The organism is Streptomyces daliensis, assembly GCF_054782395.1.
This window is the reverse complement of record NZ_BAAGSO010000107.1, coordinates 58,317-82,071: the sequence shown is the minus strand read 5'-3', so window position 1 is coordinate 82,071 and position 23,755 is coordinate 58,317. Positions and strand designations below refer to the sequence as shown.

General features: G+C 72.2%; 17 protein-coding genes. 8 read left to right on the top strand and 9 right to left on the bottom strand.

Annotation, left to right across the window (positions count from 1 at the left end):
• Positions 1-57: 57 nt before the first annotated feature.
• Positions 58-2,778: an aconitate hydratase AcnA gene (gene acnA, locus ACYVOO_RS29915; RefSeq protein WP_461018847.1), complete on the bottom strand. Its 2,721-nt coding sequence runs from the start codon at positions 2,776-2,778 to the stop codon at positions 58-60.
• A gap of 327 nt (positions 2,779-3,105) precedes the next feature.
• On the opposite strand from acnA, the gene ACYVOO_RS29910 reads away from it, so the two are divergent.
• Positions 3,106-4,635, top strand: coding sequence for a helix-turn-helix domain-containing protein (locus ACYVOO_RS29910; protein ID WP_453344512.1), 1,530 nt, complete (start codon positions 3,106-3,108; stop codon positions 4,633-4,635).
• Positions 4,636-4,846: 211 nt separating this feature from the next.
• Here the strand turns inward: ACYVOO_RS29910 and ACYVOO_RS29905 are convergent, their stop codons facing one another.
• Positions 4,847-6,034, bottom strand: a complete 1,188-nt coding sequence (locus ACYVOO_RS29905; protein WP_461018846.1) for an NAD(P)/FAD-dependent oxidoreductase — start codon at positions 6,032-6,034, stop codon at positions 4,847-4,849.
• A gap of 89 nt (positions 6,035-6,123) precedes the next feature.
• On the opposite strand from ACYVOO_RS29905, the gene ACYVOO_RS29900 reads away from it, so the two are divergent.
• Positions 6,124-6,939: an ArsR/SmtB family transcription factor gene (locus tag ACYVOO_RS29900; protein ID WP_461018845.1), complete on the top strand. Its 816-nt coding sequence runs from the start codon at positions 6,124-6,126 to the stop codon at positions 6,937-6,939.
• Positions 6,936-7,829, top strand: coding sequence for an isocitrate lyase/PEP mutase family protein (locus ACYVOO_RS29895; RefSeq protein WP_461018844.1), 894 nt, complete (start codon positions 6,936-6,938; stop codon positions 7,827-7,829). The genes ACYVOO_RS29900 and ACYVOO_RS29895 overlap by 4 nt, the downstream gene beginning before the upstream one ends.
• 41 nt (positions 7,830-7,870) lie before the next feature.
• On the opposite strand, the gene ACYVOO_RS29890 is transcribed toward ACYVOO_RS29895, so the two are convergent.
• Entirely contained in the window at positions 7,871-8,437 is a 567-nt protein-coding gene (locus tag ACYVOO_RS29890; RefSeq protein ID WP_461018843.1) for a TetR/AcrR family transcriptional regulator, read from the bottom strand.
• Positions 8,438-8,534: 97 nt separating this feature from the next.
• On the opposite strand from ACYVOO_RS29890, the gene ACYVOO_RS29885 reads away from it, so the two are divergent.
• Positions 8,535-9,998: an MFS transporter gene (locus tag ACYVOO_RS29885; RefSeq protein WP_461018842.1), complete on the top strand. Its 1,464-nt coding sequence runs from the start codon at positions 8,535-8,537 to the stop codon at positions 9,996-9,998.
• A 62-nt stretch (positions 9,999-10,060) separates the two neighbouring features.
• Positions 10,061-11,293 carry an FAD-dependent monooxygenase gene (locus ACYVOO_RS29880; protein ID WP_461018841.1) on the top strand — a complete coding sequence of 411 codons (1,233 nt, stop codon included), beginning with the start codon at positions 10,061-10,063 and terminating at the stop codon, positions 11,291-11,293.
• Between the two features lie 121 nt (positions 11,294-11,414).
• Here the strand turns inward: ACYVOO_RS29880 and ACYVOO_RS29875 are convergent, their stop codons facing one another.
• Both ACYVOO_RS29875 and ACYVOO_RS29870 read right to left on the bottom strand, forming a co-directional pair.
• Positions 11,415-11,753 carry a RidA family protein gene (locus ACYVOO_RS29875; protein WP_453344505.1) on the bottom strand — a complete coding sequence of 113 codons (339 nt, stop codon included), beginning with the start codon at positions 11,751-11,753 and terminating at the stop codon, positions 11,415-11,417.
• Positions 11,754-11,962: 209 nt separating this feature from the next.
• On the bottom strand, positions 11,963-13,177 hold the full coding sequence (locus ACYVOO_RS29870) for an acyl-CoA dehydrogenase family protein (RefSeq protein WP_461018840.1): 1,215 nt from the start codon (positions 13,175-13,177) through the stop codon (positions 11,963-11,965).
• Between the two features lie 95 nt (positions 13,178-13,272).
• Between ACYVOO_RS29870 and ACYVOO_RS29865 the strand changes: the two genes are divergently transcribed.
• From ACYVOO_RS29865 to ACYVOO_RS29855, 3 genes are all read left to right on the top strand, one after another.
• Positions 13,273-15,003, top strand: a complete 1,731-nt coding sequence (locus ACYVOO_RS29865; RefSeq protein ID WP_461018839.1) for an AMP-binding protein — start codon at positions 13,273-13,275, stop codon at positions 15,001-15,003.
• A gap of 151 nt (positions 15,004-15,154) precedes the next feature.
• Complete coding sequence (locus ACYVOO_RS29860) at positions 15,155-15,949, top strand: PaaX family transcriptional regulator (RefSeq protein WP_461018931.1); 795 nt, start codon at positions 15,155-15,157, stop codon at positions 15,947-15,949.
• Positions 15,950-16,013: 64 nt separating this feature from the next.
• Positions 16,014-16,331 carry a DUF3099 domain-containing protein gene (locus ACYVOO_RS29855; RefSeq protein ID WP_461018838.1) on the top strand — a complete coding sequence of 106 codons (318 nt, stop codon included), beginning with the start codon at positions 16,014-16,016 and terminating at the stop codon, positions 16,329-16,331.
• A gap of 19 nt (positions 16,332-16,350) precedes the next feature.
• Here the strand turns inward: ACYVOO_RS29855 and ACYVOO_RS29850 are convergent, their stop codons facing one another.
• The 4 genes from ACYVOO_RS29850 to argF form a co-directional block, all read right to left on the bottom strand.
• On the bottom strand, positions 16,351-18,666 hold the full coding sequence (locus tag ACYVOO_RS29850) for a bifunctional salicylyl-CoA 5-hydroxylase/oxidoreductase (RefSeq protein ID WP_461018930.1): 2,316 nt from the start codon (positions 18,664-18,666) through the stop codon (positions 16,351-16,353).
• 98 nt (positions 18,667-18,764) lie between these two features.
• Positions 18,765-19,601 carry an enoyl-CoA hydratase family protein gene (locus ACYVOO_RS29845; protein ID WP_461018837.1) on the bottom strand — a complete coding sequence of 279 codons (837 nt, stop codon included), beginning with the start codon at positions 19,599-19,601 and terminating at the stop codon, positions 18,765-18,767.
• A 1,470-nt stretch (positions 19,602-21,071) separates the two neighbouring features.
• Positions 21,072-22,493 carry an amino acid permease gene (locus tag ACYVOO_RS29840; RefSeq protein WP_461018836.1) on the bottom strand — a complete coding sequence of 474 codons (1,422 nt, stop codon included), beginning with the start codon at positions 22,491-22,493 and terminating at the stop codon, positions 21,072-21,074.
• 143 nt (positions 22,494-22,636) lie between these two features.
• Positions 22,637-23,647 carry an ornithine carbamoyltransferase gene (argF, locus tag ACYVOO_RS29835; protein ID WP_461018835.1) on the bottom strand — a complete coding sequence of 337 codons (1,011 nt, stop codon included), beginning with the start codon at positions 23,645-23,647 and terminating at the stop codon, positions 22,637-22,639.
• Positions 23,648-23,755: the final 108 nt, after the last annotated feature.

Here is a 23,755-nt window from a genome sequence, read left to right as displayed (position 1 = left end):
CCCGCACCCCCGGTGGGGGTACGGGCCTCTTCGCCGTGCGTCACCTCATGCGGTGCGTCACTTGCTGATGAGCGAGCGCAGCACGTACTGGAGGATGCCGCCGTTGCGGTAGTAGTCCGCCTCGCCGGGGGTGTCGATGCGGACCTTGGCGTCGAACGCGACGCCGTTGTCCGTCGTCACCTTCACGGTCTCCGGGATGCCGCCGTCGTTCAGCGCGGTGATGCCGCTGATCGAGAAGGTCTCCTCGCCGCCCAGCCCGAGGGACTCGGCCGAGGCGCCCTCGGGGAACTGGAGCGGCAGGACGCCCATGCCGATGAGGTTGGAGCGGTGGATGCGCTCGTAGCTCTCGGCGATGACGGCCTTGACGCCCAGCAGCGCGGTGCCCTTGGCCGCCCAGTCACGGGACGATCCGGAGCCGTACTCCTTGCCCGCGAGGATGACCAGCGGGGTGCCCTGCGCCTGGTAGTTCTGCGAGGCGTCGTAGATGAAGGAGACCGGGCCGCCCTCCTGCGTGAAGTCACGCGTGTAGCCGCCCTCGGTGCCCGGCGCGATCTGGTTGCGCAGGCGGATGTTGGCGAACGTGCCGCGGATCATGACCTCGTGGTTGCCGCGGCGCGAGCCGTAGCTGTTGAAGTCGCGGCGCTCGATGCCGTGCTCGGTGAGGTACTTGCCCGCCGGGGTGTCGGCCTTGATCGCACCGGCCGGGGAGATGTGGTCGGTGGTGACCGAGTCGCCCAGCTTGGCCAGCACGCGGGCGCCGGAGATGTCGCCGACCGGCGAGGGCTCCATGCCCATGCCCTCGAAGTACGGGGGCTTGCGCACGTAGGTGGACTCGGCGTCCCACTCGAAGGTGTTGCCGGTCGGGACGGGGAGCGCCTGCCACTGGGCGTCGCCGGCGAAGACGTCCTCGTAGGACTTGTTGAACATGTCCTCGCCGATGGAGTTGGCGACGACGTCGTTCACCTCGGCCTCGGTCGGCCAGATGTCGGCGAGGTAGACCGGCTTGCCGTCCTGGTCGGTGCCGAGCGCGTCGCGCGTGATGTCCACCTTCATGGACCCGGCGATGGCGTAGGCGACGACCAGCGGCGGGGAGGCCAGGTAGTTCATCTTGACGTCGGGGTTGATCCGGCCCTCGAAGTTGCGGTTGCCGGAGAGCACCGAGGTGACGGCCAGGTCGTTGTCGTTGACGGCCTGGGAGACCTCGTCGGGCAGCGGGCCTGAGTTGCCGATGCAGGTGGTGCAGCCGTAGCCGACGAGGTTGAAGCCGACCTTGTCCAGGTACGGCGTCAGGTCGGCCTTGTCGAAGTAGTCGGTGACGACCTTCGAGCCCGGGGCCAGGGTGGTCTTGACCCACGGCTTGCGGGTCAGGCCCTTCTCCACGGCCTTCTTCGCGACGAGCGCGGCGGCGACCATGACGTACGGGTTCGAGGTGTTGGTGCAGGAGGTGATGGCCGCGACCGTCACCGCGCCGTGGTCCAGCTCGTACGTCGAGCCGTCGGGCGCCGTGACCTGGACGGGCTTACTGGGCACGCCGTTGGAGACGGCCGGCGCGTCGGAGGCGGGGAAGGACTCCTTGCCCGCCTCGTCGACGTCAGCCTCGGTGACGTAGTTGCGGACGTCCACGCCGAACTGGACGGCGGCGTCGGAGAGCGCGATGCGGTCCTGGGGGCGCTTCGGGCCCGCGATGGACGGCACGACGGTGGAGAGGTCCAGCTCCAGCTTCTCGGAGAAGTCGGGCTCGGCCGCCGGGTCGAGCCAGAGGCCCTGCTCCTTGGCGTACGCCTCGACGAGCGCGACCTGCTGGTCGCTGCGCCCGGTGAGGCGCAGGTAGTTCAGGGTCTCGTCGTCGACCGGGAAGATCGCCGCTGTGGAGCCGAACTCCGGCGACATGTTGCCGATGGTGGCGCGGTTGGCGAGCGAGGTGGCGGCGACGCCCTCGCCGTAGAACTCCACGAACTTGCCGACGACGCCGTGCTTGCGCAGCATCTCGGTGATCGTGAGCACCAGGTCGGTGGCGGTGGTACCGGCCTTCAGCTCGCCGGTCAGCTTGAAGCCGACGACGCGCGGGATGAGCATCGAGACGGGCTGGCCGAGCATCGCGGCCTCGGCCTCGATGCCGCCGACGCCCCAGCCGAGCACGCCGAGGCCGTTGACCATGGTGGTGTGCGAGTCGGTGCCCACGAGCGTGTCGGGGTACGCCTGGCCGTTGCGGACCATGACGGTGCGGGCCAGCTTCTCGATGTTGACCTGGTGCACGATGCCGGTGCCGGGCGGGACGACCTTGAACTCGTCGAAGGCGGTCTGGCCCCAGCGCAGGAACTGGTAGCGCTCGCGGTTGCGGCCGTACTCCAGCTCCACGTTCTGCTTGAACGCCTCGCTGGTGCCGAACTTGTCGGCGATGACCGAGTGGTCGATGACCAGCTCGGCGGGGGCCAGCGGGTTGATGCGGGCCGGGTCGCCGCCCAGCTCCTTGACGGCCTCACGCATCGTGGCGAGGTCCACGACGCAGGGCACACCGGTGAAGTCCTGCATGATCACGCGCGCCGGAGTGAACTGGATCTCCTGGCTGGGCTGGGCGCTCGCGTCCCAGCTTCCGAGCGCGCGGATGTGGTCGGCGGTGATGTTCGCGCCGTCCTCGGTGCGGAGCAGGTTCTCCAGCAGAACCTTCAGGCTGTAGGGAAGGCGCGCGGAGCCCTCGACCTTGTCCAGCTTGAAGATCTCGTACGACTCGTCGCCCACGCGCAGCGTGCTGCGGGCGTCGAAGCTGTTCGCCGACACGACAGTCTCCTTCAGTGCATGAATAGCGATCCGCTATGGTGGGCAGGGCTTAGTTAGGTAAGCCTTACTTCAGCGGTCGGTGTGCGCCTTCTCGCCAGTTATCTCGATGTCGAGATAACTCTAGTACACGACCGGCGGACGGTCATGCCCCGCCCCGGTCGTGCGCCACCCCCTGGTCCGACGCGTACCCCGCGACCGGCCCGGCGGCACCCGCCTCCCCCACCCCCTCTCGCCACCCGGGCCGAACCCCGCCACCCGCGCACCCTCACCCCCGGATGGCCCACCCCCCTTGCACCCCTATCTCACATCTGAGATACCGTCTTTTATATGACCGACGACTACCTCGCTCGTATCGGACAGCTCATCCGTGACGCCCGGCAGCACCGCGGCTGGACCCAGTCGCAGCTCGCCGAGGCCCTGGGCACCAGCCAGAGCGCCGTCAACCGCATCGAACGCGGGAACCAGAACATCAGCCTTGAGATGATCGCCCGAATTTCCGAGGCGCTCGACAGTGAAATCGTGTCGCTGGGCTACTCGGGACCCATGCATCTGAGGGTCGTCGGCGGACGCCGTCTCTCCGGCAGCATCGACGTCAAGACGAGCAAGAACGCCTGCGTCGCGCTGCTGTGCGCCTCCCTGCTCAACTCGGGGCGCACCGTACTGCGCCGGGTGGCCAGGATCGAGGAGGTCTTCCGCATCCTGGAGGTGCTCACCTCCGTCGGGGTCCGCACGCGCTGGATCAACGGCGGGGCCGATCTGGAGATCGTGCCCCCGGCCGAGCTGGACCTGGACGCGATCGACGAGGAAGCCGCGCGGCGCACGCGCAGCATCATCATGTTCCTCGGCCCCCTGATGCACCGCATGGACCGCTTCCGCATCCCCTACGCGGGCGGCTGCGACCTCGGTACCAGGACCGTGCAGCCCCACATGAGCGCGCTGCGCCACTTCGGCCTGGAGGTGACGGCGACGGAGGGGATCTACCACGTCGAGGTGCGCAGGGGCGTCTCGCCCGCGCGCCCGATCGTGCTGACCGAGCGCGGCGACACCGTGACCGAGAACGCGCTGCTGGCCGCCGCGCGGCACGACGGCACCACGGTCATCCGCAACGCCTCGTCCAACTACATGGTCCAGGACCTGTGCTTCTTCCTGGAGCAGCTCGGCGTCAGGGTCGAGGGAGTGGGCACCACCACCCTCACCGTGCACGGCGTCCCTGACATCGACGTCGACGTGGACTACTCCCCCTCCGAGGACCCGGTCGAGGCGATGAGCCTGGTGGCCGCGGCCGTGGTCACCGAGTCGGAGCTGACGGTGCGCCGGGTGCCCGCCGAGTTCCTGGAGATCGAGCTGGCCGTGCTGGAGGAGATGGGGCTCGACTTCGACCGCAGCGCGGAGTATCCGGCGGACAACGGGCGTACGCGCCTCACCGATCTGACGGTGCGCCCCTCCAAGCTGGAGGCGCCCATCGACAAGATCCACCCGATGCCGTTCCCCGGGCTCAACATCGACAACGTGCCCTTCTTCGCGGCCATCGCCGCCTCGGCCCAGGGCAAGACCCTCATCCACGACTGGGTCTACGACAACCGCGCCATCTACCTCACCGACCTCAACCGGCTCGGTGGCCGCCTCCAACTGCTCGACCCGCACCGCGTCCTGGTCGAGGGCCCGACCCGCTGGCGGGCAGCGGAGATGATGTGCCCGCCGGCCCTGCGTCCCGCCGTGGTGGTCCTGCTGGCGATGCTGGCGGCCGAGGGCACGTCGGTGCTGCGCAATGTGTACGTGATCAACCGCGGGTACGAGGATCTCGCGGAGCGGCTCAACGAGGTGGGCGCGCAGATCGAGACGTTCCGGGACATCTGAGGGTGACCCTCCGGGGTGCCCGGAATGTCCCGGGCACCCCGGGCTACAGCAGGGGGCCGACCACCGCGCGGGCGAGGGCCTCGGCGCGGGAGCGCGGGGCGCCATCGCGTGATCGTGTACGGATGCATCCCAGCACACGCGTACGACACCACTGCCCCGCCGCCACCGGTCCCGTGCCACCGGGCGCTCCGCGGCTCCTCGGCGGGCTCCGCTACGGCCCCTCGACGGCGGCGGCCCGTCGCAGCGGGTCGTACGGGGTCAGGTCCAGCTCCGGCGGCGTGCCCAACGCCAGACGCGCTGCCAGGGCGCCGACGTAGGGGCCCATGGTCAGGCCCGAGGAGCCCAGGCCGTTGGCCACGACGAGGCCCTCGCACGCGGGGACCGTGCCGAGCAGGGGCCGGACGTCGGGGCCCATCGGGCGGAAGCCGACCCGGGTCTCCACATGGGTGGCCGCGGCCAGTCCGGGGGCCACGGCCAGTGCCTCGCCCAGCACCTCGGCCAGTCCGCCCGCCGTCACGCGGTGGTCGAACCCGCTGCCCTCCTCGCGGGTCGCGCCCACGACGACGCGGGAGCCGTCGAAGGCGAGCAGGTAGTGGCTGGAGCGCGGGAGCACGACGGGCCAGCGCGCGGTGTCCGCACCCGCACCCCCGTCCGTGCCCGTGCCCACGCCCGCGCCCGTGCCCGCGTCCGCATCCGGGAGGCGCAGGTGCACGATCTGGCCGCGCTGCGGGGTCACCTCGACGTGCACGCCGAGCGGCCCGAGCAGCGCCGGTGACCACGCACCCGCCGCGGCGACCACCCCGTCAGCCGCGACGAGTTCGTCCCCGACGGACACCCCGCGCACCCGCCCGTCGCGCGCCTCGATCCTGGCCGTGCCCCGCACCGTCCGCGCCCCGCGCCGGACCGCGGCCCGCCGCAGCGCGTCCCGCAGCAGCCGCCCGTCCAGCCGCGCGCCCCCTTCGACACGCAGCACCGGCCCCTCGTGCCGGAGCGGAGGGAAGAGCCGCGCCGCCTCGTCGCCCGTGAGCAGGGAGACGTCCCCGGCGAGCGCGGAGACGGAGGCACGGGTGGCGACCAGGGAACGTACGGACTCGGCGCCCTCCCGGTCCCCGGGGTCCAGCAGCCGGAGCGCGCCGACGCGGCGGTACCCGATGTCCTCCTCCCCGTCCTCGGACAGGGCCGCGAGCAGCGCGGGGTAGTGCTCGGCGCCCGCGCTGGCCAGCAGGTACCAGGCCGGGTCGCGGACGCGGCTGGTCCAGGGGCAGATGATGCCCGCTCCCGCGGAGGTCGCCCTGCCCTCGGCTGCGGAGTCGACGAGTACGGTGTCCGCGCCGGAGCGGGCCAGTTCGTACGCGGCTGCCGCGCCCGCCACGCCGGATCCGATGACGACGATGCGCATGTGGTTCCCTCTTCCGGTTGTCCATGACGGCGGTGTCGGGCCGGGAGAGTTCGGCGGCCACCGAACGGTCCCGGTCGCATCATGGTCGTATGAAACGTGAGCTACGCGGTAAACCCGGTGCACCCGCTGCACCCGGTACGCCCGTGACGCATGGCACCGCCTTCCGCGCCGAGGACGCGAGCGCCGGGCTCGCCCGGCTGGCCGCGCTGCTCGCCGACAGGACACGGGCGCGGTTCTGTCTGACGCTGCTCGACGGCCGGGCCTGGACGGCGGGCGAACTGGCGCGCGCGGCCGGGGTCGCGGCGGCCACGGCGAGCGGCCACCTGGACAAGCTGATCGCGGGCGGCCTGCTGGCCGAGGAGCGGCAGGGGCGGCACCGCTATGTGCGCCTCGCGGGCCCCCGCGAGGCGCAGTTGGTCGAGAGCCTCGCGGCGCACGCGGGCCCGCCGCCCGCGCCCCGTTCGCTGCGTGCCTCGTCGGTGCACTCGGCGCAGGCACAGGCGCGTACCTGCTACGACCATCTCGCGGGCCGCCTCGGCGTGGCCGTCACGGACGCGCTGCTGACGCGCGGGCTGCTGCGCCAGGGCACGGACATGGGCACGGGCACGGGGTTCGCGGTGACGGAGGCCGGGCTGGCGTGGTTCCGGGACGCGGGCGTCGAACTGGCGCCACGCCCGCACGGCCGACGCCCCCTCGCGCGCGCCTGCCTCGACTGGACCGAACGCCGCCCGCATCTGGCGGGGGTGGCCGGGGCCGCGCTGTGCGCGCACGCCCTGGCGGAGAACTGGTGCGAACGCGTCGGAAGCGGGCGCGCCCTGCGCGTCACGGCGCGCGGCGACGAGGCGCTGCGCGCGCTGCTGGGCATCGGATTCGACTTCGACTTCGACGGGGAGGGCACGGCGTGAGCGGGAACGGACGGCAGGAACGGGCCGAGGCAGGGGAGCGGGCGCGGACGGAACCGGCACCGGAACCGGCAGCGGGAGCACGCGCGTTCCATCGGCTGCACCACGGGGAGCGCCCGTTCCTGCTGCCCAACGCCTGGGACCACGCGTCGGGCGCGGCGCTCGCCGCGCACGGCTTCGCCGCCGTCGGCACGACGAGCCTGGGGGTCGCGGCCGCGGCAGGACTCCCGGACGGCGAGGGCGTGGCCCGCGACCTGACCCGCGCGCTGGGGTGCGCCCTCGCGCGGCTGCCGGTGCCGGTCAGCGTCGACATCGAGGGAGGCTTCGCCGACACGCCGGAAGCGGTGGCGGCGCTGGCGGCCGAGCTGTGGCGTGCGGGCGTCGCGGGCGTCAACATCGAGGACGGGCGCCCCGACGGCACCCTCACCGACCCCGCCCTGCACGCCGCCAAGGTGACGGCGGTGAAGGAGGCGGCGCCCGGCCTGTTCGTCAACGCGCGCACCGACACCCACTGGCTCCGCGCGGACCCGACGGTGCGGGGCGCGCTGCGCCGCGCCGAGACGTATGCGGTCGCGGGGGCCGACGGCGTCTTCGTGCCGGGCGTGTCCGACGAGGACACCATCGCCGCGCTGACGTCCGCGCTGGCCGTCCCCCTGAACGTCCTCCACTCCCCCGCGCTGCCCTCCTTCGACCGCCTCGCCGCGCTGGGCGTGGCCCGCGTCAGCCTGGGCTCGTCGCTGTTCAGGGCCGCGCTGGGCCACGCCGTCGCGACGGCCGCCGCGCTCGCGGCCGGTGCCGGCGGGGCGCCCGCCACCGCGCCCCGCTGGGCGGGCAGCGGCACGGGCGTGCCGCCGTACGCCGACGTCCAGGCGCTGGCCGGGCACTTCGCCTGAGCGCGGCGGTGCCGGGACCGACCGGGACGTTGAAGACACTCTTAGCGGACCAGCGGGAGGAAGACCGTGTCGACGATCTCCTCGATCACCTCGGGCGCGACCGGCCGTCGCGTCATCATCGTCTCGCTCCGGAGCAGGTCGAAGGGGAGTGAGGCGATCCGTGGGGTGAGCTTGGCCGGGTCGATCTCGCCGCGCTCGACGGCGCGCTCCATGATCTCGTCACGTCCGGAGCGGCGTCCGGCGAGGAGCGTGTCGCGCAGCTCGGCGAAGCTGGTTTCGGCCTCGGCGAAGTACCCGGCGAGCAGCAGGCTGAGCTGAGTGAGGAACGGTCCCCGTTCCTCACTCAGCTCGGTGAGGGTGGCGATCAGGTCGCCGCGCAGGGACCCGGTGTCGGCCGGGGTAACCGGCCGGATGATGCCGCGGTGCTCTACCGCCGCCTCGACCAGCTCCCGCTTGTCCGCCCAGCGCCGGTAGAGCACCGGTTTGCTGGTGCCTGCGCGCCTGGCGACGGAGTCGACGGTCAGGTTCGCGTACCCCCGCTCGTTCAACTCGTCCCAGGCCGCTTCGAGGATCGCCGCCTCAAGGGCTTCGCCACGCCGTCGTCCCACAACACTCCTTAGAAACTTTGACGTTTCTTATCTCGCACCGTACTGTGCGAGATAAGAAACCCAAACGTATCGTAAACGAGTGTGTGAGGAGTCCTTCATGCGGCAGATCAGGGCCGGAGGCGCAGACGCCGGGCCGCACACGAGATGGAACGGGCGGCTCGTCGGCCTGGTGGCCGTGCTGGTCATGGTGAACTTCGTGCTCGACTCGGCCGTCAGCGCGCCGCTGGTCGTCCTCCCGGAGATGCTCGACCACTTCGACACCGACCAGACGGCGTGGCTCAACGCCAGCGCGATGCTGGCGGGAGTGCTGTGGGCGCCCCTGCTCGGCAAGAGCGCCGACATCCACGGCAAGCGCAAGGTGCTGGTGCTGTCGTTACTCCTCAGCGGCGCGGGCGCCCTCCTGTGCGCCGTGGCACCCAGCCTCTGGTTGTTCGTGCCGGGGCGCATGCTCCAGGGAGCGGCCCTGGCCACCCTGTTCCTCTCCGTCGCAATCGTCCGGGAGGTCTGCGTACCCCGCATCGCGATGGTCATCGTGGGCATCGTCACCTCTGCCTCAGCGACGCTCAACATCGCGTCCCGTTTCGCCGTCGAGAAACTGGCCGAGACGTTCGGCTTCCAGATCCTGTTCGTCATGTCGGCCCTCGTCGCGGCCGTGATGGCGGTATGCGTGCACAAGATCGTCCCCGAATCCACGGTCAGGACACCGGGCAGGATCGACCTCAGCGGCGCCTTCCTCCTCGGCGGCGGACTCGTCGGGGTGCTCAGCTACGTCAGCCTGGGCTCGGGCCTCGGCTGGCTCGCCGTCGGCCCGCTGGCCCTCCTGACCGGCGGCGCCGCGGCACTGACCGGGTGGTTCGTGGCCTCGGGCCGCAAGCCCGACCCCCTGATCAACGTCAGGAACCTCGGCCGCCCCTTGGTGCTCACGCTCCTCGTCGTCTTCTTCGCGACCGGCTCGTACCAGAGCATGCTTCAGCTCGTCTCCCTCATCGCCGACGTCTCGGCGGACCAGGGGCTCGGATACGGGCTGGCCGACCAGGGCTCCGTGGCACTGCTGCTCGCGGCACCGGCGCTCGGCGTCACGCTCGGCGGCCCGGCGTCCGGATGGATCGCCGCACGCGTCGGACCGGCCAGGACGCTGGCCGGCGCTGTCGTGCTCGGCACGGCGGTGACCGTCGCGATGTTCCTCGGGGCCTCCCTGCTCCCCGTCGCGCTCTGCTGCGGAGTCCTGCTGGGTGTCACGGTGGGAGCGCTCGGGTCGTCCGGCTTCAACGTGGTCGGCAGCCTGGCGTCCCCCGAGCGGCAGGCCGTCGTGTCCAGCCTGGTCATGGTCATGGTCTCGATCGGCTCCGTGGTGCTGGAGTTCGTGGGTTCGGCCGTGCTCGGGTCGACCAAGGTGGTCGTCGACGGCGACACGGCGAACTCGGCCACGGGCGTGTACAGCTACATCGCGATCGCCTCCGTCGCGTTCGCGGTCGCCGCGATGCTGGCCGTCAGGCTCGTGCGGAGCACCCGCCTCAGCGGTGATTCACCGTCGCCCGGCGTCGAGCGGGAAACGGTGTAGAGCGGCGTAAAGGATCCCGGAAATCCCGCATGTCCCATCACAGGCTGAGGAGTTGCTGTCGAATGAGCACAAGAACCGCATCGAAGGGCACGGTCCTGATATCCGGCGCGAGCATCGCGGGTCCCGCCGTGGCGTTCTGGCTGCACCGGTACGGATTCGCGGTGACGGTGGTGGAGAAGTCCACCGGGCCGCGGGACGGCGGATATCCGGTCGACGTGCGCGGCACGGCGGTGGAGGTGGCGCGCCGGATGGGAATTCTGCCGCGGCTCAGGGAGGCGCATATCGAGTCACGCCGGATGACCTTCCTCAATGCCGACGGCAGCACGGCGGCCGTGGTCCATCCACAAGCGGTGACGGGAGGAATCGAGGGACGCGACGTCGAGGTGCGTCGCGGGGATCTGACGGAGATCCTTTACGGGGCCGTCCGCGACGAGGTGGAGTTCGTGTTCGACGACTCCATCGACACGCTCACGGAACACGCGCACGGCGTCGACGTCACCTTCCGCAGCGGCGCCCGACGCGATTTCGACGTGGTCCTCGGCGCCGACGGGCTGCATTCGCATACGCGGCAGCTCGTATTCGGCCCCGAGCGGCAATTCCACCGCTATCTGGGGTACTGCTTCGCCATATTCACCATGCCCAACGCCTTCGGGCTCTCCCATGAAGTGCTCATGTGGAACGCCCCAGGAAGGGCGGCGGCGCTCTACGCGATCGGGGACGGCGACGAACTGCACGCGTTCCTCAACTTCGCGCGCCCCGAGCCGCCGTACGGGGTTCTCCGCGACCCCGGGGCACAACGCGACCTCGTCGCCGCCACCTTCGCCGACGACGGCTGGGAGATCCCGGCCATGGTCGCCGCCATGCGCCACGCGGACGACCGGTTCTTCGACACCGTGAGCCAGATCCGCATGCCGCGCTGGTCCAGCGGCCGGGTCGCGCTCGTCGGCGACGCCGCCTACGCCCCCTCGTTCCTGACCGGGCAGGGGACCAGCCTCGCCCTCGTCGGCGCCTATATGCTCGCCGACGCGCTGGCCACCCACCGCGACCACACCGCGGCCTTCGCCGCCTACGAACGCGATATCCGCGGCTTCGTCGAACTGAACCAGAACCAGGTCGGCAAGGGCGACGCGGCGCTTTTCCCCACCACCGCCGAAGCCCTGGAAAAACGCAACGCCAGGCTCCGCGGCCTCACCGCCTTGCCGCCGGGGACCGGACGCCCGGCCCACACGGCCCTCACCTTGCCGGACCGGCCCACGGCAGGACGCCCCGCCCCGAGGTCTTCACCGGCTCGTTAGGGGGTGTCTTCCGCGTCCCGCCCGGGCCGCCGGGGGCACCTCCCAGCGGTAGCTGGGGGAGTCCGGCACGCACGCCCGCGGCGTTGTCGGTCGTCAGCGCGCATGTTCCGCTTCCGCGTCCTCACGGCAGCACGGCCACCCCGTCCAGTTCCACCAGCGCCGTCTCGTCCCAGAGGCGGACAACTCCCACGACGGCCATGGCCGGGTAGTCGCGGCCCGCCAGCGTACGCCACAGGGCGCCGAGTTCGCGGGCGCACTCCCGGTACGCGGGCACGTCCGTCGTGTAGACGGTGACGCGGGTGAGGTCGGCCGGGGTGCCGTCGCAGGCGGCGAGGGCCGTGAGGAGGTTGGTGAGGGCGCGTTCGAACTGGGCGGGGAGGGTGTCACCGCGGATCACGCCCTCGGCGTCCAGCGCCGTCTGCCCCGCGAGGAAGACCAGCCGGGAGCCAGTCGCGGTCACCGCGTGCGAGAAGCCGGTGGGGGGTGAGAGGCCGGCGGGGTTGACGCGGCGGTTGGGCGACGGGCGCGCGGCTTCGCGGGCCGCGGACTGCGCTGGGCCTGGTTCCGGTGCTGGTACTGGTGCGGGCGCCAGTTCCGGTTCCGGTGCCGGTGCCGGGTGGCCGTCTCCCTCGGGGCCCGGCGTGCCGCACTCGCCCGCCCCGTCCCCCGTCATCGGTACAGCTCCTTCGCGATGACCGAGCGCTGGACCTCGCTCGCACCCTCGTAGATGCGGGGCGCCCGCACCTCGCGGTAGAGGTGCTCCAGCAGGTGGCCCCGCTGGAGCGCCGCCGCGCCATGGATCTGTACGGCCGTGTCGACCGCCGCCTGCGCCGTCTCCGTGGCCAGCAGCTTCGCCATCGCGGCCCGCTTGGCGATGTCCGGGTCGCCCCTGTCGTACGCCTCGGCCGCCGCGTAGACGAGGAGCCGCGCCGCCTCCACCCGGGTCGCCGTCTCCGCGAGCTGGTGGGAGACGGACTGGAGGTCGCGCAGCGTCCCGCCGAACGCGCGCCGCCGCGCCGCGTGGCCGAGTGCCGCGTCGAGTGCCGCCTGCGCCATGCCGACCGCGAAGGCGCCGACGCTGGGCCGGAAGAGGTTGAGGGTGCGCATGGCGACGCCGAAGCCGCCGTCCACCTCGCCGAGCACGTCCTCCGGACCGACCCGCACCCCGTCGAAGCGCAGCGTTCCGATGGGGTGCGGGGAGAGCATGTCCAGGGGCTCGCCCGTGAGGCCCGGTCTGTCGCCGGGGACCAGGAACGCGGTGATGCCGCGCGCGCCCGCGCCGCCACCCGTACGGGCGAAGACGGAGTAGACGTCCGCGTACGGGGCGTTGGAGATCCACGTCTTGGTGCCGTCGAGGCGCCAGCCGCCCCCGCCCCGGCCCACGTCACCGCTCCTGTCCCCACCCCCCTCCGGGGTCGCGGCGAGGGTGAGGGCCGCCGCGTCGCTGCCCGCCTCCGGCTCGCTCAGTGCGAAGGCCGCGACAGCGCGGCCCGAGGCCACCTCGCCCAGCCAGCGGTCCCGTTGCCGCTCGGTGCCCGCCTGGGCCAGCGGTCCCGCGCCGAGCCCCTGGAGCGCGAGCGCGGTCTCGGCCTCCGTGCAGGCGTAGGCGAGGGACTCGCGCAGCAGGCACAGGTCGAGGGCGCGGACCGGCCCCGCGACCGACGGCTCCGGTGACCCCGCTGTCCCCGGCGACCCTGGCGGCCCCGTCACGCCTGAGCCCAGCACCCGCGCCAGCAGCCCGAGTTCGCCGAGCGCGGCGACCAGCTCCCGGTTGACGCGCCCCGGAGCACCCGCTTCCGCGAGCGGACGCAGTCGCTCCGCGCCCAGCTCCCGCACCTCCGCACACCACGTCAACTGCTCCGTATCGAGCGCGAAAGCGGGCATCGGCAACGCCTCCTGTATCGCGTACTGTTGACTGCCGTCACCATCACGTTACGCTCAACGGCACATCGGCACACCCGCCGTGAGGGGGCAACCGCATGCGCCACCTGAGCCCGTCAGCGCACCTCGACACCTTCGCCCGCGACCACCTGCCCCCTCCCGAGCAGTGGCCCGACCTCCTCCTCGACCGGCCCGAGCTGCACTACCCCGACCGCCTCAACTGCGGTACCGAACTGCTCGACCGCACCGTCGCACGCCTCGGCCGCGACCGCCCCGCACTGCGCGCCGAAGCCCCGGCAACGCCCTCCGGTTCCGGTTCCGGCCCGGAAGCGCACGCGACGACGTGGTCGTACGGCGAACTCCAGGACCACGTCGACCGCCTCGCCCACGTCCTCACCCGCGAGCTGGGCGTCCTGCCCGGCAACCGCGTGCTGCTGCGCGGGCCCACCAGCCCCCAGCTCGCCGCCTGCTGGCTGGCGGTGATGAAGGCGGGCGGCATCGCCGTGACCGTGCTGGCCGCACAGCGCCCGCACGAACTGCGCACCGTCTGCGGCCTCGCCAGGGCCGGTCACGCGCTCTGCGACACGCGCGCGACGGACGATCTGATAGCGGCGCGGATACCGGGGCTGCGCGTCACCCCCTTCGGCAGTGACACCCCCGACGACCTGCTGCGACTGGCCGAGAACGCCCCCTCGGCGCCGTACGCGGCGGTCGCGACGGCGGCCGACGACGTCGCCCTGATCGCCTTCACCTCCGGCACCACCGGACGCCCGAAGGGCTGCGTCCACTTCCACCGCGACGTCCTCGCGGTCGCCGACACCTTCTCGGCGCACGTGCTGCGCCCGCGCCCCGACGACGTGTTCGCGGGAAGCCCGCCCCTGGGCTTCACCTTCGGGCTCGGCGGGCTCCTGCTCTTCCCGCTGCGCGCGGGGGCCAGCACCGTGCTGGAGCAGTGGAGCGGCGCCGAGGGGCTGCTGGCGGCGGTCGGACGGCACCGGGTGACCGTGCTGTTCACCGCGCCGACCGCGTACCGCGCCATGCTCGCGAAGCTCGCCGAGCCCGCGCACGGCCCCGAGACAGGCTCCGCGTACGACGACACCTCCTACGTCATCCCGCCGTACGACGTCTCCTCGCTGCGCCGCTGCGTCTCCGCGGGCGAGAACCTCCCGGCCGCGACCTGGCGCGGCTGGCACGAGCGGACGGGGCTGCGGCTGATCAACGGCATCGGCGCGACCGAGATGCTGCACATCTTCCTCTCCGCCGCCGACGAGGCCGCGCGGCCCGGCGTGACGGGCGTGCCCGTGCCCGGCTTCGAGGCGCGCGTCGTGGGTCCCGAGGGCACCGCGCCGCTGCCCGACGGGGAGCCGGGGCTGCTGGCGGTGCGCGGCCCCGTGGGCTGCCGGTATCTGGACGACGAGCGTCAGCGCGAGTACGTACGGGAGGGCTGGAACCTCACGGGCGACAGCTATGTGCGCGAGCCCGACGGCTACTTCCGCTATGTCGCACGCGCCGACGACATGATCATCTCGGCGGGCTACAACATCGCCGGTCCCGAGGTCGAGGAGGTCCTGCTGCGCCACCCCGACGTGGTGGAGGCGGCCGTGGTCGGGCGCCCCGACGAGAAGCGCGGGCAGGCGGTGGTGGCGCACGTGGTGCTGCGGTCCGGCACGCCGGAGGGTGAGGCGACGGCCGAGGCGCTGCGGGCGTTCACCGCCAGGGAGCTGACCCCGTACAAGTGCCCGCGCGAGTTCGTGTTCGCCGCCTCGCTGCCTCGCACCCCGACGGGCAAGCTCCAGCGATTCCGGCTCCGCGAAGCACACCTAGAGTGACCGCGTGACCCAGCACCCGCCCGCCGAAGCCCCCGTCTCCCCGGCCCGCTCAGCCCCGGCCGCCGACCCGTACGCCGTTCCCGCGCCCGGCCCCGGGTCCGGATCCAGTTCCGGTTCCGGTTCCGGTTCCGCGAGGCCGTCGCCGGGGTCCTTGATCATCACCTTCTACGGTGCCTACGGCCGCGACTTCCCCGGCGACGGCACCGTGCCGGTGGCCGCTCTCATCCGCGCCATGGCCGCCGTCGGCATCGACGCGCCCTCCGTGCGCTCGGCGGTCTCGCGGCTGAAACGGCGCGGCCTGCTGACCGCCGACCGGCCCGGCAGCAAGGCCGCCGGATACGCGCCCTCCCCCGCCGCACGTCAGCTCCTCGACGACGGCGACCGCCGCGTCTACACCCGCCCCGTGCCCGACGGGCGCTGGCTGCTCGCCGTCTTCTCGGTGCCCGAGAGCGAGCGCACCCGCCGCCACGTGCTGCGTTCCCGGCTCGCCAGGCTCGGCTTCGGCAACGCGGCGCCCGGCATCTGGATCGCCCCCTCCCACCTGGAGGACGAGACCCGGCACACCCTCGTCCGGCTGGGTCTCGACGCCTACGTCGATCTCTTCCGGGGGACACACGAGGGCTTCGAGCCGACGGCCGAGGCAGCGGCGCGCTGGTGGGACCTGGAGGCCATCGCAGCCCTGCACCGCTCCTTCCTCTCCGCGCACGAGCCGGTGCTGCGTGCCTGGTCACGGCGGCGCAAGACGCCGCCGGAGGAGGCGTACCGCGACTACCTCCCCGCTCTGGACGCCTGGCGCCGCCTCCCCTACGCGGACCCGGGGCTGCCCGCCGCGCTCCTCCCCCGCGACTGGCCCGGCGCCCGCGCCGCCGAGGTGTTCTTCGCGCTGCACGCGAAGCTGCGGGACGCGGGGCGGCGGTACGTGCTGGGCGCCGGCGACGGCGCGTAACCGGGCCGGAAACGGGCCAGGGCGGACCGGGTCGGGGCCGCCGGGGCGGTCGTACCCTGGGGGCATGACCATCCGTCGCCCGACTTCCCGTCCGGGCGCAGGACCGGAGAGGTCACCGGACCCGGTCCCGGTCCCGGCCCCGGACGGCGCCCGCCGCTCCTACCCGCGACGGCGCCGCCGCTACTTCGCGATGATGACGCTCTGCCTGGTGCTGTTCGTCTCGGCCTGGGCCTTCGTGCGGCTCTGGTCCGTGCCCGTCGCGGTGGGCATGTGCGTGGTCGCCATGGTCATTCCGCCGTGCGCCGCGATCGTCGGCAACAGGCGCGAGCGCGATGACCGCTGGTGGGACGAGGACGGGAACGGGAACAGCCGGGGCGGCTGAGCGGCGCTCCGCTCGCGCGTCAGAGGGTGAGCCTGGGCTTGGGCGCGTCCGTGCGCCCCGTCGGCGGCTTGCGGCTTCCCGCGCGGTACGGCAGCGGCCAGGGCGCGCCCGGCCCCTCGTACCCCTGCTCTGCGGCGGCGTGCAGGGTCCAGTGCGGGTCGTACAGGTGCGGGCGGGCCAGGGCGCACAGGTCGGCGCGGCCCGCGAGGACGAGGGAGTTGACGTCGTCCCAGGAGGAGATGGCGCCGACCGCGATCACGGGGACGCCGAGGGTGTTGCGTATGCGGTCGGCGTACGGGGTCTGGTACGAGCGCCCGAAGTCGGGGCGTTCGTCGGGCACGACCTGGCCCGTCGACACGTCGAGCGCGTCGGCCCCGTGCTCCGCGAAGGCGGCGGCGATGGCGAGCGCGTCCTCGGCGCTGGTGCCGCCCTCGGCCCAGTCGGTCGCGGAGATCCGCACGGTCATGGGCCGCTCGGCGGGCCAGATCGCGCGTACGGCGTCGAAGACTTCGAGGGGGAAGCGCAGCCGTCCGGTGAGGTCGCCGCCGTAGGCGTCGGTGCGGTGGTTGGTCAGCGGGGAGAGGAAGCTGGAGAGCAGATAGCCGTGGGCGCAGTGGAGTTCGAGCAGGTCGAAGCCGCAGCGCACGGCGCGCTCGGCCGCTGCCGCGAAGTCCTCGCGTATCGCGTCGAGTTCGGCGCGGGTCAGCTCGTGCGGTATCTGGTTGACGCCCTCGCGGTACGGGAGGGGTGAGGGTGCGACCAGCGGCCAGTTGCCCTCCGGGAGCGGCTGGTCGATGCCGTCCCACATGAGCCGCGTCGAGCCCTTGCGGCCCGAGTGGCCGAGCTGCACGCCGATGGCGGCGCCCGGTGACGCCTCGTGCGCGAAGCGGGTGACGCGGCGCCAGGCTGCTTCCTGCGCGTCCGTCCACAGGCCCGTGCAGCCGGGGGTGATGCGGCCCTGCGCCGAGACGCACACCATCTCCGTCATGGTGAGGCCCGCGCCACCGAGGGCGCGGGCACCCAGGTGGACGAGGTGGAAGTCGCCGGGTGTGCCCTCGCCGTCGGCCGAGTACATGTCCATGGCCGAGACGACGATCCGGTTGCGCAGGGTCAGTTCGCGCAGCGGGAAGGGGGTGAACATGGGGGGCGTGCCGCCGGTGCCCCCCGTGTCGTCCCCCGTGGCGTCCCCGGTTCCGCACACCTCACGTTCCACGGACGCGACGAAGTCCGCGTCGCGCAGCCGCAGGTTGTCGTGGGTGACGCGGCGGCTGCGCGTCAGCAGGTTGAAGGCGAACTGGCGTGGCGGCTGGCCCGTGTAGGTGGCCAGGTCCTCGAACCACTCCAGGCTCGCGCGCGCGGCCCGCTGCGTGGACGCGACGACGGGGCGACGCTCGGCCTCGTACGCGGCCAGCGCCGACGGCAGGTCGGGCTGCTCCTCCACACAGGCCGCCAGCGCGAGGGCGTCCTCGACGGCGAGCTTGGTGCCCGAGCCGATCGAGAAGTGCGCGGTGTGCGCGGCGTCGCCGAGGAGGACGGTGCGGCCGTGCGACCAGTGCTCGTTGACGACCGTACGGAACGCGATCCACTGCGAGTTGTTGCCGCGCAGCGCGCGCCCCTCCAGCGTCGCCGCGAACAGCTTGGCGCACGCCTCGGCGGAGGCCCGCTCGTCCATCGCGTCGAGCCCGGCCGCGCGCCAGACCTCCTCGCGGGTCTCGACGATGACGGTGGAGGCGCCGTCGGGGTGCTCGGGGGACGGGGCCGCGTAGGGGTACGCGTGCAGTTGGAACACGCCGTGCGGGGTCTCCGCTATCTCGAAACGGAACGCGTCCAGTGCGAAGTCGGCGGCGAGCCAGATGTAGCGGCAACGGTGTGTGGTGACCGTCGGACGGAACGCGTCGGCGTGGGCCTCGCGGGTGGCGCTGTGCACGCCGTCGGCGGCGACGACCAGGTCGTACGTCTCGGCCAGCGTCGCCGCGGGTGGCGCCTGCGTACGGAAGCGGAGGCGCACCCCGAGATCCCGGCAGCGCGCGTGGAGCACCGCGAGCAGACGCCGCCGCCCCAGCGCGGCGAAGCCGTGGCCGCCCGACGTCAGGACGCGGCCCCGGTACAGCACGTCGATGTCGTCCCAGCGCACGAACTCGTTCTGGAGCGCGGCGAAGACGGCGGGGTCGGCGTGCTCGATGCCGCCGAGGGTCTCGTCGGAGAGGACGACGCCGAAGCCGAAGGTGTCGTCGGGCGCGTTGCGTTCGAAGACGGTGACGTCGCGGGCGGGGTCGAGGCGCTTGAGGAGGGCCGCGGTGTAGAGGCCGCCGGGGCCGCCGCCGATGACGGCGATACGGGTTGTCGGCGTGGCGGCGGCACGAGTTGTCGGCGCGGCGGCAGCGCGGGTCGTCGGCGCGGCAGCGCGGGTCGTCGGCGCGGCAGCGCTGGGGGCTACCTGCCCTGCCACTTGGGGTTCCGCTTCTCGGTGAAGGCAGCGTGGAACTCGGCGTAGTCCGCGCTGTGCATCAGCAGGGCCTGGGTGGCCGCGTCCATCTCGACCGCCGCCGCGAGCGGGAGGTCCAGTTCGGCTGTGAGCAGCGCCTTCGTCTGCGCGTAGGCGAGTGCGGGGCCCTCGGCCAGGCGCCGGGCCAGTCGCTGGGCCGCCTCGTGGGCCTGGCCCTCCTCGGTGAGCTGGCTGATCAGGCCGATACGTTCCGCTTCGGGTGCGCGGACGGGGTCGCCGAGCATGAGGATGCGGGTCGCGTGGCCGAGGCCGACCACGCGGGGCAGCAGGTAGGCGGCGCCCATGTCGCCGCCGGACAGTCCGACGCGGGTGAAGAGGAACGCGAAGCGTGCGGTCGGGTCGGCGACCCGGAAGTCGGCTGCGAGCGCGAGCACGGCGCCCGCCCCTGCGGCGGCGCCGTGGACGGCCGCGACCACGGGGAACGGGGCCTCGCGGATGGCCCGCACGACCTGGCCTGTCATGCGGTTGAAGTCGAGGATGCGGGCGGTGTCCATGCCGAGGGTGGCGCCGATGATCTCGTCCACGTCGCCGCCGGAGCAGAAGCCGCGGCCTTCGCCCGCGAGCACGAGGGCGCGGGTCTTCTTCTCGCGGGCCAGCTCTGCGAGGAGGTCGCGGAGGTCGGCGTAGGCGCCGAACGTGAGCGCGTTCAGCTTGTCCGGTCTGGCGAGCGTGACGGTGACGACGCCTTCTGCGGTGTCGTCACAGGTGACGCGCAGGTGGTGCCACGTGCCGGTGTGTCCGGCTGACCCCGTGAACGGGCTCATGACCTCTGCCTCCTCGCGGGCACTGGCGTGGGGCGGTGCGGTTCGGTTCCGACGTCGCGAACGTATCACTGGTTCGTGACTGTCGTCACGGGTACGCGATAGATGAGCGGCGCTGTGCTGTGCGGTTCGGCGTTTTCGGGGTGCGCCCGTTCGCCGGGGGTGTTGCGGGTCCCCTTCGCGGGGTGCGGAAGGGAACGGGGGGTTGGTCTGTTCGTCGGGGGTGTTGCGCGGGACGGTTCGCCGGTGTGGTGGGTGCCGTAGGGTCCCGCGCTGATTTTTGCGCCGTGGCACGGGGCGCTGCGCGTGTGGCTTGGCGCCGTGTTCGGCTGCCTGGCCGGTGGCTTCGGCGCGGCGTGTGGTTGCGGTGCGATGCGGCTGGCGCCGCGTGATTCTGGGTTGCGACCGTGGATGTGGGGTGCCTGTGTGGTGGGGGTCGGCGCCGCGCCGGGGTGTCTCCTCGGCGTGAAGGTCTCGTGTTTGGCTTTCGGTCGGTGACTTGCTCGTCCTGCGGGGACACCCCACCGCGTCCCCTCCCAGCAGTGGCCAACCTCCGGCCGGTGGCCAATTCGGTTGTTCCCACGCTGTTGACGGCATCCTCACCAGCACCGATACACCACCATGCCCCCGCCCTGTGCCGCACCGGAGGGGCTCCGCCCCTGCCACGGCAGGCTGACGGCGACGGCTCGCCACTGCTGCGGGCCCGCCCCCATGCCGCACCCGCGGGGCTCCGCCCCTGTCGCGGGAAGCCGACGACGGCGGCTCACCACAATTGTTGTGGGCAAGCGTCCCGCTCGGCGGGACGGGTGGGCACAACCCGTGCCACCGGCCCGCAACACGCGAACGAAACCCCAAAGGGGCACTCGGGTAGGCGCACCCTGCCAAGGGGGAGTTGCGCGGGACGGTCGGCCCGTGAAGTGGGGACCGTAGGTCCCGCGCTGAATTTCGTGCCGCCGCACGCCAAGGAGCCGGGATCAGCCCACCCGGAGGAGCAGAGGGTCACCGGCGGGACGGGGACGGGGTGGGGTGTCCCCGCAGGTCGAGAAAGTCACCGGCGTAAAGCCGACAACGAAACCTTCACGCCGAGGAGACACCCCACCCCGGCACCGGACACCCCGCACCCACGCCCCCCACAACCACGGCCGAAACCCAGAATCACGCGGCGCAAGCCGCGTACTACCGCACCACACGCCGCGCCGAAGCCACCGGCCCGCACCCGAACACGGCGCCAAGCCACATGACAGCACCCCGTGCGACGGCACGCCAAAGTTGTGGGCAATCGTCCCGCTGGCGAGGGGGCACCTCCCAGCGGTAGCTGGGGGAGGGTGGGCACAACCCGTGCCACCGGCCCGCACCACGCGAACGAACCCCCAAGGGGCACCCACAGCAGGCGCACCCCTACAAGAGACGCGCACCCCGTGTGACCATCACCCCGCACCCCGTGAAGGGGCACACCAGCATGCAAGGGCAACCCTACGTTTCATTCCGCACCCCGCGAAGGGAGAGGCGGGAGCGGGGGCGGGCGTAGAAGGTGTACAGGAGCAGGCCCACGACGAGGAAGCCCGCGAACTGGACCCACGTCAACCAGGGCAGCCCCCACATGAGGTAGACGCTGAAGGCGACCCCGAGCACAGGCGCCACGGGATACATGGGCACCCGGAAACGGCGTTCGAGACCGGGCCGGGAGCGCCGCAGGGCGATCACGCAGACGTTGACCACGGCCATGATCGCCAGCGTGCCGATCACCGTCATGTCGAGGACGACGTCGAGCGGCACCACGGCCGCCGGCACGGCGAAGACGACGGCGACGATCCAGGTGTTCGCCACAGGCGTCGCCGTCTTCGGCGAGACCCGCTCGAAGACCTTCGGCATCAGCCCGTCGCGGGACATGGACATCAGGATGCGGGTCTGCCCGTACATCACCGCGAGCACGACGGACGCGATGGCCACGACCGCGCCGACGGCGATGACGGTGCTGCCGAACGTGGAGCCCGTCGCGTGGTTGACGATCAGCGAGAGCGCCGCTGGCTTGCCGCCGACGTCCTGCCAGGGCATCGCGCCGAGCGCGGCGACGGAGACCAGGCAGTAGAGGAGGGTGACGACGCCGATGGTGACGAGGATGGCCAGCGGGATGTTGCGCCGCGGGTTCTTGACCTCCTCGCCCGCCGTGGAGATCGCGTCGAAGCCGATGAAGGAGAAGAAGGCGAGCGAGGCGCCCGCGCCGATCCCGCCGATGCCCTCGGGCGCGAAGGGGCTGAGGTTGCCCGCCTCGAACGCGGTGAAGGCGATGGCGCAGAACAGCAGCAGGATGCCGATCTTGATCACGGCCATCGAGGCGGTCGCGCGGGCACTCTCCCGTACGCCGCGCACCAGCAGCGTCGCGGCGAGCAGCAGCACGATGACGGCGGGGACGTTGACGACGCCGCCGTGCCCGGGTGCGTCGGCGAGCGCGGCGGGGATCTGCCAGCCGATGGTGTTGTGGAGCAGTTCGTTGAGGTACTGGCCCCAGCCGATGGCGACGGCGGAGACGGAGACGCCGTACTCCAGCAGCAGGCACCAGCCGATGAGGAAGGCGGCGCGCTCGCCGAGGGTGGCGTAGGTGTAGGAGTACGAGCTGCCGGAGACCGGGATCGCACCGCCCAGCTCGGCGAAGGAGAAGGCGGTGAAGATGCAGGTGATGGCCGCGAGCACGAAGGAGATGATGACGGCGGGCCCCGCCTCGGCGACCGTGTCGGACAGGCCGACGAAGATGCCGGTGCCCACGATCGCGCCGACGCCGAAGCAGACGAGCTGGAAGGGGCCGATGGTGCGCTTGAGGCCGTGGCCCTCGCGGTCGGCGCCGGACTCGGCGACGAGCAGATCGGGGGACTTGACGCGGAGTCCGGGACGGGGCATGGCGGGTCTTTCCGGTGGAGCAAAAGGAGAGGGGCCCGGACGCGGTGCCCTGACCCCTCGGAACGCTTCCATCGTAACCATGCGGAATGAATGGTTCCGCATAACCGTGTATGACTATGCGCACACCCCGCCTCGGGCGACGGTCAGTCGCCCGCGAGCGTCGCGACGAGAACGGCCTTGATCGTGTGCATCCGGTTCTCCGCCTCGTCGAAGACGACGGAGTGCTCGGCGGACTCGAAGACCTCGTCGGTGACCTCCAGGGAGTCGAGCCCGTGGCGCTCGTGTATCTCCCTGCCGACCGCGGTACCAAGGTCGTGGTAGGCGGGCAGGCAGTGCAGGAACTTGACGTGGTCGTTGCCGGTGGCGCGCAGCACGTCCATGGTCACGGCGTACGGGCGCAGCAGCGCGATGCGCTCGTCCCAGACCTCCTTGGGCTCCCCCATGGAGACCCACACGTCGGTGGCGACGAAGTCCGCGCCGCGCACCCCCTCGGCCACGTCCTCGGTGAGCGTGACGCGCGCGCCGGTGCGCCCGGCGAGCGCGCGGGCCTCGGCGACGACCGTGTCCTCGGGCCACAGGCCGCGCGGCGCGACGATGCGCACGTCCATGCCGAGGAGTGCGCCGGTGACGAGGTAGGAGTTGCCCATGTTGGAGCGGGCGTCGCCGAGGTAGGCGAAGACCAGCTCTTCCAGTGGTTTGCCGGGCGCGTGCTCGGTCATGGTGAGCGCGTCGGCCAGCATCTGGGTGGGGTGCCATTCATCGGTGAGTCCGTTGAAGACGGGGACCCCGGCGTACTCGGCCAGCTCCTCGACGACGGACTGGCCGCTGCCCCGGTACTCGATCCCGTCGAACATCCGGCCCAGCACCCGGGCGGTGTCCTTGACGGACTCCTTGTGCCCGATCTGCGAGCCGGAGGGGTCGAGGTAGGTGGTGGCGGCGCCCTGGTCGGCGGCGGCGACCTCGAAGGCGCAGCGGGTGCGGGTCGAGGTCTTCTCGAAGACGAGGGCGATGTTGCGCCCGCGCAGCCGCTGCCGCTCGGTGCCCGCCTTCTTGGCGGCCTTCAGCTCCGCCGCGAGCGTGAGCAGATGACGGAACTCCTCCGGCGAGAAGTCCAGTTCCTTGAGGAAGTGGCGGCCCTTGAGGTGTGTCGCCATGAGGGGCTCCTAGGTGGCTATCGCCGCGCTCGGCCGGGAACGCCGCGTTCGACAGGTACGAAGGACGGAAGTCTATACGATTGACCGTATCTGTATACGGTAAGGCAG